Below are 11,509 nucleotides of genomic sequence, written 5' to 3'. Positions count from 1 at the left end.
TTGCGATCACCGTGACTAATGGCGGTGACCCGCCGCGCTCGGCTCCGCCGCGCTTGCGATCACCGTGACTAATGGCGGTGACCCGCCGCGCTCGGCTCCGCCGCGCTTGCGATCACCGCGGTTAGTCTGATCGCGTGACCGTTGAGCCGCCGCCCGAACATGTGCTGGCGACGTTCGGGATTCGCAACATCGACCCCGCACCGCTGGGGGCCGGCTGGGAGAACGGCTGGAAGTGCGGTGAAGTGGTGCTGTCGATGGTCGCCGACCATGCCCGGGCGGCGTGGTCGGCGAAGGTGCGCGAGACCCTGTTCGCCGACGGTATCCGGCTGGCCCGCCCGGTGCGTTCCACCGATGGGCGCTATGTGGTGTCGGGGTGGCGGGCCGACACCTATGTCGCCGGCACCCCCGAGCCCCGCCACGACGAGGTGGTGTCGGCGGCGGTTCGGCTGCATGAGGCCACCTCGACGCTGGAGCGGCCGCGCTTTTTGACCCAGGCGCCGGTGGCGCCGTGGGCCGACGTCGACGTGTTCATCGCGGCGGACCGGGCGGCCTGGGAGGAGCGGCCGTTCGCCTCGCTGCAGGGCGGGGCCCGGCTGGCCCCGGGTTCGGTGGACGGTCAGCGGTCGATCGATCTGATCAACCAGCTGGCCACCTTGCGCAAACCCACCAAGAGCCCCAGCCAGTTGGTCCACGGGGACCTGTACGGAACGGTGCTGTTCTCCGGCGCAGCGGCTCCCGGCGTCACCGACATCACCCCCTACTGGCGCCCGGCGTCGTGGGCGGCCGGGGTCGTGGTGGTCGATGCCCTGTCGTGGGGCGATGCCGACGACGGGCTGATCGAGCGCTGGGAGACCCTGCCCGAGTGGCCGCAGATGCTGCTGCGCGCGTTGATGTTCCGCCTTGCCGTCCATGCGCTGCATCCGCGCTCGACCGAGGAGGCGTTCCCAGGATTGGCGCGCACCGCGGCGCTGGTGCGCCTGGTGCTGTAGCGTTCGGCCGCCCGCGCCGAACGTGTACTCAGGTCGGGATTTCGGCCAGATTTACGCCCTGAGTGCACGCTCGGTGAAAGTGGCGCCGTCAGAACCGATGTCGCAGCGCACGCAGATCGACTTTGCCGTCCACGGCCGGCACTCCTTCATAGCGAAGACGTTCCAGCTGTTCGGCGCTGCGGGGCGCCGACGGCCGGCCCGACGCCGGAACCACCCGGTGCCAGGGCAGGTCGGCGCCGTCGGTCCGCAGAATCCAGCCCACGATGCGGGGACTGGAAAGCCCCGCCGCGCAGGCAACGTCGCCGTAGGTGGTGACGCGGCCGGCCGGCACGCCGGCGATCAGCGCCCGTACCAGCTCGACCTGGTCGTCGGTGACCGCCACGGCCCGGCCTCCTAGCGGCGCGCCAGCTGGGCGCGGATCACGGCGGCGGCCTCGGCAGGGCGGGCCTGGTCCACCATGTGATTGCAGTCGAAGTCCACCAGCGCGAACTTCGCGCCCGGCCGCTCCCGCAACGCATCGATCAAGGGCTGTTGGACGTACTGCGGCGAGGTGCGGGTGGCCCGCACCAGCGTGGTCGGCGTAGCCGGGGGAACCACGACGGGGCGGGCCAGCTCGCTCCAATAGGCCATCACCGCGGGAACGCTGATCCGCCAGCCGACGCGGCCGCCCGGCAGCGTGATCAGGTGCGCATCGAGTTCGTCATCGAGGCGCACGGGATCCACATCGGCCCACGCGCCGTGCTCCTTCTCGGCGCGCGCCTCGGCGGGATCGGGGTAGTCGGGCGAGGCCAGCATCGCGGCCGCGATCGCCGCCATCCACTCACCGTCGAGGCCGACCGCGGGGTCCAGCAGGGTCAGCGTGTCGACCAGGTCGGGCCGTGCCGCGGCCAGCTGCAGCGCTATCGCACCGCCGAAGGAATGCGCCACCACCGGAACCGGGCCGGCGGCGGTGCCCTCCAGCAGTGCCGCCAGCGCGGCGACGTTGGCGTCGATGCTCCACGGGGCGGCCCATGACGAATGCCCATGGCCGATCAGGTCCGGCGCGGCGATGGCGACGTCGGGAAGATGCGCGGCCACATGTCGCCAGCGCGCCCCGTGACCGGTCAAGCCGTGGACCGCCAGCAGCCCCACCGGACCGGCCGGGCCGTAGCGGTGCACATGGAGTCGATGATCGGGATTCACCCGTCGATGGTGCCAGCCGCGCCCGCACTTGTCAGAGGGCAGTGCTCTCATAGCGGCATGCCACAGCACTGGGGATCCGATGCCGCGCAGGTCGCCGCGGCGCTGGATCCGGGTGCGCGTGGCGTCCTGCGGGTGCTCGGCGGACCCGGGACCGGCAAGACCAGCCTGCTCGTGGAGGTGGCCACCGCGCACGTCGCCGCGGGCGCCGACCCGAATTCGGTGCTGCTGCTGACCGGCTCGGGCCGGCTTCCCGCCAGCGACCGGGGGGCGATGACCGCGGCGCTGCTGGCCGCCGGGGGGCCGGTGGCCAGCCGGGCCATCCGGGAACCGCTGGTGCGCACCGTGCACGGCTACGCCTTCGCGGTGCTGCGACGCGCCGCGAAACGGGCAGAGGCCGCGCCACCGCGGCTGGTCACCGGGGCCGAACAGGACAGTGCGATCCGCGAACTGCTCGCCGGCGACGGCGCCGGGGCCTGGCCGCCGTCGTTGCATGCCGCCCTGGCCACCGACGGCTTCGCCACCGAATTACGGGACCTGATGGCGCGCTGCGCCGAACGGGGCGTGGACCCGGCGGATCTGACCCGACTGGGCCGGCGGTTCCGCCGCCCGGAGTGGAGCGCCGCGGGCCGCTTCGCCCAGCAGTATGAGCAGGTGATGCTGCTGCGGGCCGCGGTCGGTACCGCGGCGCCGCAGGCCACCACGCCGGCGCTGGGAGCGGCGGAACTGGTCGGGGCGGCGCTGGAGGCCCTCGCCGCGGACCCCGACCTGCTCATCGAGGAGCGCAGCCGGATCCGGTTGCTGCTGGTCGACGACGCGCAGCAACTCGACCCGCAGGCGGCCCGGCTGGTGCGGGTGCTCGCCGCCGGCGTGCAGCGGACGGTGATCGCCGGTGACCCGGATCAGGCGGTGTTCGGATTCCGGGGTGCCGAGCCCACCGTCTTGTTAGCCGACGACCTACAACCTGGCGGGGCTCAGCTCCCGATGGTGGCGCTGACGACCTCCTACCGATGCGCCCCGGCGGTGGCCCGGACGGTGCGCGCCGTAACCGGGCGACTGCCCGGCGCCGGCGCGCACCGCGGGCTGCAGGGCACGGGGCCCGACGCCGGGGCGGTGAGTGTGCACACCGCTGGCACCGGCCAGGCCGAGGCGACGCTGATCGCCGACATTCTGCGGCGCGCCCACCTGATCGACGGCGTGCCCTGGTCGCAGATGGCGGTGATCGTGCGGTCGGTGCCGCGGGCGGCCATGCGGCTGCCGCGCACCCTGGCAGCCGCGGGCATCCCGGTCACGGTGCCGGCCAGCGGCGCATTGCTTGCCCAGCAGCCGGCGGTGGCGGCACTGATCACCGTGCTGCAGTGCACCGCCGACGGTGTGAACGGTTCCCGCGCCCTGAGTCTGCTCAGCGGGCCCATCGGGCGGGTGGACCCGATCTCACTGCGCCAGCTGCAGCGCACGTTGCGCCGCAGTACGGCCCGCCCGGATGCGCCGGCCGACCCCGACGACCGCCTGGCGGCGGTGCTGGCCGGGCCGCCCGGCGAGCTGCCGGCCGCGCAGAGCCGCGCGCTGCGCCGGGTTCGTGCGGTGCTGGCGGCCGCGGCCCGCAGCCACGGCGAGGGCCGCGACCCACACCACACGCTGTGGCAGGCGTGGAATCGGTCGGGACTGCAGCAACGCTGGCTGGCGGCGGTCGCGCGCGGCGGCCCGGCCGGTGCACAGGCCGACCGCGATCTAGCGGCGGTGACCGCCCTGTTCGAGCTCGCCGAGCAGCACGTGGCGCGCACCGCGGGCGCCACCGTGGCCGGGCTCGTCGAATACGTCACGGCCATGCAGCTGGCCGCACCGCGGACCGACACTCCCGCGGCAGGTATGGAGGCCGTCGCCGTGCTCAGCGCGCATGCCGCGCTTGGCCGCGAATGGGATCTGGTGGTCATCGCCGGTGTGCAGGAAGGCCTGTGGCCCAACACCGTTCCGCGTGGCGGCGTGCTGGGCACCCAACGCCTCCTGGACACCCTGCACGGGTTCGGCGAAGAGGTCTCGGCCCGGGCCCCGCTGCTTGCCGAGGAGCGGCGGCTGCTGGTGTCCGCCCTGGGCCGGGCGCGGCGCCGGCTGGTGATCACCGCCGTCGACGGCGACGGCGACGGCGGCGACGAGGAACAGATCCCATCGGAGTTCTTCACCGAACTGGCGGCCTGCGCCACCGCGGAGGGCCCGGCGTCGCCGGCATCGCCGGTCCTGGCGCCGCCGTTGCTGTCCGCCGCGGGACTGGTGGGCCGATTGCGTGCCGTGGTCTGCGCGCCGGAAGACATCGTCAGCGATGCCGAACGAGCCGACGCGGCAAGGCAATTGGCGAGACTCGCCAGGGCAGGTGTGCCCGGCGCGGACCCGCAGAGCTGGCATGGCCTGGCGCCGGTGAGCACAGCGGAGCCGCTACGGCAACCGGGTGCCGGCCCGGTCACGCTGTCGCCCTCGGCTCTGCAGAGCCTGCTGGACTGTCCGCTGCGCTGGATGGCCGAACGCCACGGCGGCACCGACGGCCGCGATCTGCGTTCCACGATCGGATCGATGATCCACGCTCTGGTCGCGCAATCCGCCGACAGTCCGCACCAGCTGCTCGCCGAGCTGGACCGGGCCTGGCAGGAGCTCCCGTTCGCCTCGCCGTGGTACTCGGAAAACGAACACGACCGGCATCGCGCCATGATCGAGACGTTCCTGCAGTGGCAAGCCCAGACCCGGGGCGAACTCACCGAAGTCGGAACCGAGGTGGCCTTCGACGGCGTGATCGACGCCGGCGACGGCGTGCGGTTGCGCGGCCGCATCGACCGGGTCGAGCGCGACGCCGCCGGGCGGCTGGTGGTCATCGACGTCAAGACCGCCAAGACCCCGGCGGGCAAGGACGACGCACAACAACACGCGCAGCTTGCCGTCTATCAGCTGGCCGTGGAAGCCGGTCTGATCGGGCCGGACGAGCAGCCCGGCGGAGCGCGGCTGATTTATCCGGCCAAACCCGGGGCGGCGGGAGCCACCGAGCGCGAGCAGGACCCGCTGACCCCCGAAACCGGCGGCCAATGGCGCGAGCGCATCGCGCAGGCGGCTGCGGCCACCGCCGGGCCGACGTTCACCGCCCGGGTCAACGACGGGTGCCGGCACTGTCCGGTCCGGCCGATCTGCCCGGCCCACGACGGAGGTTGCGGCGCATGACAACCCGCTACGAGCCCGGCGAATTGGCGGCCGCGCTCGGACTGCACCAGCCCACCGAGGAACAGGCCGCCGTGATCGCCGCGCCGCCGGGCCCCCTGGTGGTGATCGCCGGCGCGGGCGCCGGCAAGACCGAGACGATGGCTGCCCGGGTGGTGTGGCTGGTCGCCAACGGCTACGCCGAACCCGGCCAGGTACTGGGGCTGACCTTCACCCGCAAGGCCGCCGGACAGCTGCTTCGCCGGGTCCGCTCCCGGCTGGCGCGGCTGGCCGGTGCGGGACTGATGCCCACCGAGCCCGGCACGACAGCAGACGGTGCCGCTGCGCCCGTCGTGAGCACCTACCACGCCTTCGCCGGAGCACTGCTGCGCGAACACGGACTGCTGCTCGGCATCGAGCCCGACACCCGGTTGCTCACCGAGACGGGGTTGTGGCAGATGGCCTTCGACGTGGTCAGCCGCTATCCGGGGGAACTGCGCACCGATCGGGATCCCGCCGCGGTCACGGCCATGGTGTTGCGGCTGGCCGGCCAGCTGGCCGAACACCTGGTGGACACCGACGCCCTGCGCCACACCCATGGGGAGCTCGAGCGGCTGGTGCACACCCTGCCTCCCGGCCCGCGCCAGCGAGCCGAACCCAACCAAACGCTGCTGAAGATGCTCGACATCCAGACCGAGCGGGCCGAGCTGGTGCCGTTGATCGACGCACTGCACCAGCGCATGCGCGCCGAACGAGCCATGGACTTCGGCGCGCAGATGTCCACCGCCGCTCGCCTGGCGCAGTCCAACGAGACGGTCGGCGCCCGGCTGCGCGCCACCTACCGGGTGGTGCTGCTCGACGAATACCAGGACACCGGGCACGCCCAGCGCATCGCACTGTCGTCGCTGTTCGGGGGCGGCGCCGACGACGACCTTGCCCTGACCGCCGTGGGCGACCCCATCCAGTCGATCTACGGCTGGCGGGGCGCCTCGGCCACCAACCTGCCCCGATTCGCCACCGACTTCCCGCTCTCCGACGGCAGCCCGGCGCCCACCCTGGAACTGCGGACCAGCTGGCGCAACCCACCCGAGGTACTGCACCTGGCCAACGAGATATCCCAGGAGGCCCGCCGGCGCTCGGTGACGGTGCAGTCGCTACGGCCCCGCCCGGCGGCCCCGCCCGGAGACGTACGGGTCGCCCTTCTCGGTGATGTGGCCACTGAAGTGCAGTGGGTCGCCGATGCCCTGCAACAGCGCTACCGCGAAGCCGCCGCCGAGGGCGTGGCCCCGCCCACCGCCGCGGTGCTGGTGCGCCGCAACGCCGATGCCGCGCCGCTGGCCGAGGCGATCCGGGCCCGCGGCGTCCCGGTGGAAGTGGTGGGACTGGCGGGCCTGCTGTCGATACCGGAGGTGGCCGACCTGGTCGCGATGCTGCGGCTGATCCAGGAACCGACTGCTGGCGCGGCGGCACTGCGCGTGCTGAGCGGACCGCGCTGGCGACTCGGTGCCGCCGATATCGCCGCCCTGTGGCGGCGTGCCGCCGAGCTGTCCCGCCCCGACGCGGCCACGGCACCGGCCTCGGCCGCGGAGATCGCCGCCGGCGCCGGCCCCGACGTCGACGCCCCCTGTCTGGCCGACGCCCTCGCCGATCCGGGTCCGGCGCAACGCTATTCGGCCACCGGATACCGGCGCATCATCGCGCTCGCCGAGGAGCTGACGGTGCTGCGCAGCCATCTGTGGCATCCGCTGCCCGACTTGGTGGCCGAGGTACGCCGGGTGCTCGGCCTGGACTGCGAGGTGATCGCCGCGCAGCCGGTGGCGGCGGGGGCATCCGGCACCGAACAGCTGGACGCCTTCGCCGACGTGGTGGCCGGTTACGCCGAGGCGATGGCCAAGCCGGGCCCCGCCGGGCAGGGCGGGCTGCCGTCCTGGGGGCCTGGCACCGGAGGCGGCGGTGCACTGGCGGGGCTGCTCGCCTACCTGGACGCGGCAGCGGTCGTGGAGAACGGGCTGGCCCCGGCTGCGCCGGTGGTGGCCGCCGACCGCGTTCAGATCCTCACCGTGCATGCGGCCAAGGGGCTGGAATGGCAGGTGGTCGCGGTTCCGCACCTGGTGACACGGGTGTTTCCCTCGACCGCCTCGCGCCGCAGCTGGCTGTCCGACGCCGGCGAGCTGCCGCCGCTGCTGCGCGGCGATCGGGCCCAGCCCGGCGCCGAGATCGTCGAAGGCGTCCCGCTTCTCGACATCGGCGCGGTGACCCACCGTAAGCAGCTGACCGACGCCATCTCCGAACATCGGCGCCGCCTGGACCAGCGACGGGTCGATGAAGAGCGCCGGTTGCTCTACGTTGCCGTCACCCGGGCCGAGGACACCTTGCTGGTCTCCGGTCACCACTGGGGCAGGGGCGACGCGAAGCCACGCGGCCCGTCGGCCTTCCTCGATGAGATCAAGGCGGTGATCGATGAATCGGCTGTTGCCGATGCACCCTGCGGGGTCATCGAGCACTGGGCGCAGGAACCGGCCGCGGGCGAGCAGAACCCGTTGTCCGCCACCGATGCCGAGGGAATCTGGCCGGCGGACCCATTGGCCGGCCGGCGGGGCGGCGTCGAGCGCGGTGCGGCTCTGGTCGCCGCGGCGTTGCGGGACGGCGACCCTCAGGACGACTCGGCTCCGGACAGCCCCTGGGCCGCCGACGTCGAGGCGCTGCTGGCGGAGCGGTCGGCGGCGGCGACGCCACGCGCCGCGGTCCTGCCCGGCCAGCTTTCGGTGAGCGGCCTGGTCGAGTTGAGCCGCGACCCGGCCGGGGCGGGGCAGCGCCTGAGTCGGCGACTGCCCACCAGACCCGACCCGCATGCCTTGTTGGGCACCGCGTTCCACGACTGGGTGCAGCGGCTCTTCGGGGCCGAGCGGCTCTTCGAATTGGAGGACCTGCCCGGTGCGGCCGACGCCGACACCACCCGTGCCGATGCGCAGGAGCTGGCCCGCCTGCAGGCGGCCTTCCTGGACTCGCCGTGGGCTGCCCGCAGCCCGGTCGCCGTGGAGGTGCCCTTCGAGATGGCCATCGGCAGCCGCGTGGTGCGCGGCCGGATCGACGCGGTCTTTGCCGACGCGGACGGCGGTGTCACCGTGGTGGATTGGAAAACCGGTGCTGCCCCGGACGGGCCGGAAGCGCGCCGGCATGCCGCGGTCCAGCTTGGTGTCTACCGGCTGGCCTGGGCCGCATTGACCGGCTGCCCGGAAGCTCAGGTGCGGGCTGCCTTCCACTACGTGCGGTCCGGGACCACCGTCGTGGCCGACGATCTGCCCGAACTGGCCGAGCTGGCCGCGCTGCTCACCGACTGACGGCGCGGGTGGCTACAGTGGGTCCGTGCGTCAGGTGCGACCGATGACCGCCCACCGTGGCGGGAGCTAGCTGGCGGCGGCTGCGTCGTCTCGATGAGACGCTGACCGCCCAGCCCAGCCACGCCCTCGTCGGCGTCCTGCGCATCCCCCAGGGGCGATCCAGTCCTGGCCGCATCGTCTACCGGCGCACCGCCATTGCCCTGGCGGCGCTGCTGGCGTCCACGCTGCTCGTCTACGTCGACCGCGACGGCTACCAGGACGTCCAAGGCGACCGGTTGACCTTCCTGGACTGCCTCTACTACTCGGCGGTGACCCTGTCGACGACCGGCTACGGCGACATCACGCCCATCACCGAGTTCGCCCGCATGATCAACGTCTTGGTCATCACCCCGCTGCGGATCGCCTTCCTGATCCTGCTGGTCGGAACGACCGTGGAGGCGTTCACCGAGACGTCGCAGCAGGCATTCCGCATTCAGCGATGGAGGAGAAAAGTGCGCGACCACACCATCGTCATCGGGTACGGCACCAAGGGCAAGACCGCGATCGCCGCGATGCTCGGCGACGACGAGACCACCCCCAGCGACATCGTCGTGGTGGACAGCGACCGCGCGGTGCTCGACCGCGCCAAGAGCGCCGGGCTGGTGACCGTCGACGGCGACGCGACCAGGTCGGATGTGCTGCGGCTGGCCAGCGCTCAGCGCGCGGCGGCGATCGTGGTGGCCACCGGTTCGGACGCCACCGCGGCGCTGGTCACCCTGACGGCCCGGGAGATCGCGCCGCAGGCCACCATCGTCGCGGCGATCCGGGAGGCCGAGAACCAGCACCTGCTGGAGCAGTCCGGGGCCAACTCGGTGGTGGTGTCCTCGGAGACCGCCGGACGGCTGCTCGGTATCGCAACCACCACGCCCAACGTGGTCGAGATCATCGAAGACCTGCTGACCCCCGACGCCGGCTATGCCATCGCCGAACGGCCGGTGGAGCAGAAAGAGGTCGGAGGCTCGGCCAAGCACCTCACCGAGATCGTGCTGGCCGTGGTCCGCGACGGGCGTCTGCTGCGCCTGGATACCCCGGAGGTGGATGTGATCGAGGCCGGCGACCGGTTGCTCTACGTGCGTACGGTGAGCAACCAGTGACCGACGCAAGCGCGGCCAAGCCGGCCGACGGGACCACCCGCGTGCCGGTGCCGGCGCGGCACGGGGAGCGATGATGGGCACTTTTGAGCTGCGCCAGGTACCCCTGCTGTCGCGGATCGGGGCCGACCGCGCCGACCAGTTGCGCACCGACACCGACGCGGCCGCCGCCGGATGGCAGCAGGCCGCGCTGCTGCGGGTCGACCGCCGCAATCAGGTTCTGGTCGCCGACGGACGGGCGGTGCTGCAGCAGGCAGCAGAGCTGGGCGACACCCCACCACCGGATGCGGTGTTTCTGGGCCGCATCGCCGACGGCCGGCACGTCTGGGCCGTGCGTGCTGCGCTGCAGGCCCCGCCCGGGGCCGACGTCTCGGTGCTGGACATCCGTGCCGTGGGCGACGTCATCGACGACGTCAGCGCCCAGCTGGTGTCGTCGGCGATCGCGTTGCTGAATTGGCATGACAATGCCACGTTTTCGCCGGTCGACGGCACACCGACCAAGCCGACGCGCGGGGGATGGGCGCGGGTCAACCCGATCACCGGCGCCGAGGAGTTCCCCAGAATCGATCCCGCGGTGATCTGTCTGGTGCACGACGGGGCCGACCGGGTCGTGCTGGCCCGGCAACACAACTGGCCGCTGCGGATGTTCTCGCTGCTGGCCGGGTTCGTCGAAGCGGGCGAGTCCTTCGAGGCCTGCGTGGTCCGCGAAGTCCACGAAGAGGTCGGGCTGACGGTTCGCGACGTGCGTTACCTGGGCAGCCAGCCGTGGCCGTTCCCCCGCTCGCTCATGGTCGGCTTCCACGCCGTCGCCGACCCGGGACAGACCTTTGCCTACAGCGACGGCGAGATCACCGAGGCGGCGTGGTTCACCCGCGACGAGGTGCGGGCAGCGCTGTCGGCCGGTGCCTGGAACAGCGGCGATCCGAATGCGAAACTGCTACTGCCCGGCTCGATCTCGATCGCCCGGACGATCATCGAATCGTGGGCCGAATCGGGCTGAGCCGCCCCGGTCCTAGCCGGCGAGGCTTTCCAGCTTCGCTTTGACCTCACGTCCGGTGGGGTTGGTCAGCGTGGAGCCGTCGGCGAAGCGCAACGTGGGCACCGTGCGGTTACCCCCGTTGGCCGAGGCGACGAACTCCGCGGCGGTGGGGTCGAGCTCGATGTCGATCTCCTCGTAGGGGATCTCGAGCTTTTTCAGCGCCGCTTTGAGCTGCCGGCAATAGCCGCACCACCGGGTGGTGTACATCACGAGCTGGTTCATAACTGTCCAAACGTAGTCGGTCGGGTAGGGATTCCTCGAATCGGCGTCAGAGGCCGTCGGAGGTGCCTGCCAAGATGGACGCCATGCATGCGCTCATCGCCGGCCTGGACGAGGAGCAGCGCGCTGCGGTGCTGGCGCCCCGCGGCCCGGTGTGCGTGCTCGCCGGGGCCGGGACCGGCAAGACCCGCACCATCACCCACCGGATCGCCCAGCTGGTCGCCGCCGGTCACGTCGCACCCAGCCAGGTGCTGGCGGTGACCTTCACCCAGCGCGCCGCCGGCGAGATGCGGTCACGGCTGCGTGCGCTGGGCGCGGCGGCCGGCGGGGGAGCGGCTGCCGGGGTCGCCGGAGTGCAGGCGCTGACCTTCCACGCGGCCGCTCGCCGGCAACTGCGCTACTTCTGGCCGCGGGTGGTCGGCGACACCGCCTGGG

Annotated in this window: 9 protein-coding genes; 6 read left to right on the top strand and 3 right to left on the bottom strand. The window is 72.6% G+C overall.

Annotation, left to right across the window (positions count from 1 at the left end; all coding sequences use genetic code 11):
• Positions 1-134 precede the first annotated feature (134 nt).
• On the top strand, positions 135-989 hold the full coding sequence (locus tag LI92_RS16605; RefSeq protein ID WP_046320723.1) for a TIGR02569 family protein: 855 nt from the start codon (positions 135-137) through the stop codon (positions 987-989).
• 88 nt (positions 990-1,077) lie between these two features.
• Here the strand turns inward: LI92_RS16605 and LI92_RS16600 are convergent, their stop codons facing one another.
• A complete protein-coding gene (locus tag LI92_RS16600) occupies positions 1,078-1,371 on the bottom strand; it encodes an MGMT family protein (RefSeq protein ID WP_046320722.1) in 294 nt (97 codons plus the stop codon).
• Between the two features lie 11 nt (positions 1,372-1,382).
• Entirely contained in the window at positions 1,383-2,171 is a 789-nt protein-coding gene (locus LI92_RS16595) for an alpha/beta fold hydrolase (protein WP_046320720.1), read from the bottom strand.
• A gap of 57 nt (positions 2,172-2,228) precedes the next feature.
• On the opposite strand from LI92_RS16595, the gene LI92_RS16590 reads away from it, so the two are divergent.
• The 4 genes from LI92_RS16590 to nudC all read left to right on the top strand — a co-directional run bounded on the left by LI92_RS16590 (position 2,229) and on the right by nudC (position 10,816).
• A complete protein-coding gene (locus LI92_RS16590; RefSeq protein ID WP_046320719.1) occupies positions 2,229-5,369 on the top strand; it encodes an ATP-dependent helicase in 3,141 nt (1,046 codons plus the stop codon).
• Positions 5,366-8,686 (top strand): ATP-dependent helicase, encoded by a 3,321-nt coding sequence (locus tag LI92_RS16585; RefSeq protein ID WP_046320726.1) that lies wholly within the window; start codon positions 5,366-5,368, stop codon positions 8,684-8,686. The genes LI92_RS16590 and LI92_RS16585 overlap by 4 nt, the downstream gene beginning before the upstream one ends.
• Positions 8,687-8,742: 56 nt before the next feature.
• A complete protein-coding gene (locus LI92_RS16580) occupies positions 8,743-9,819 on the top strand; it encodes a potassium channel family protein (RefSeq protein WP_046320718.1) in 1,077 nt (358 codons plus the stop codon).
• A gap of 73 nt (positions 9,820-9,892) precedes the next feature.
• Positions 9,893-10,816 (top strand): NAD(+) diphosphatase, encoded by a 924-nt coding sequence (nudC, locus tag LI92_RS16575; RefSeq protein ID WP_286135149.1) that lies wholly within the window; start codon positions 9,893-9,895, stop codon positions 10,814-10,816.
• A gap of 12 nt (positions 10,817-10,828) precedes the next feature.
• On the opposite strand, the gene LI92_RS16570 is transcribed toward nudC, so the two are convergent.
• Positions 10,829-11,077, bottom strand: a complete 249-nt coding sequence (locus tag LI92_RS16570) for a mycoredoxin (RefSeq protein WP_192830072.1) — start codon at positions 11,075-11,077, stop codon at positions 10,829-10,831.
• Positions 11,078-11,151: 74 nt separating this feature from the next.
• Between LI92_RS16570 and LI92_RS16565 the strand changes: the two genes are divergently transcribed.
• On the top strand, positions 11,152-11,509 hold a 358-nt coding region (locus LI92_RS16565), incomplete at its 3' end, for a UvrD-helicase domain-containing protein (protein WP_046320714.1).

The organism is Mycobacterium sp. UM_Kg1 (assembly GCF_000972925.1).
Lineage (GTDB): Bacteria > Actinomycetota > Actinomycetes > Mycobacteriales > Mycobacteriaceae > Mycobacterium > Mycobacterium hiberniae.
Note: the sequence above shows the minus strand (reverse complement) of the source record. Positions and strands in the feature narration are given on the sequence as shown.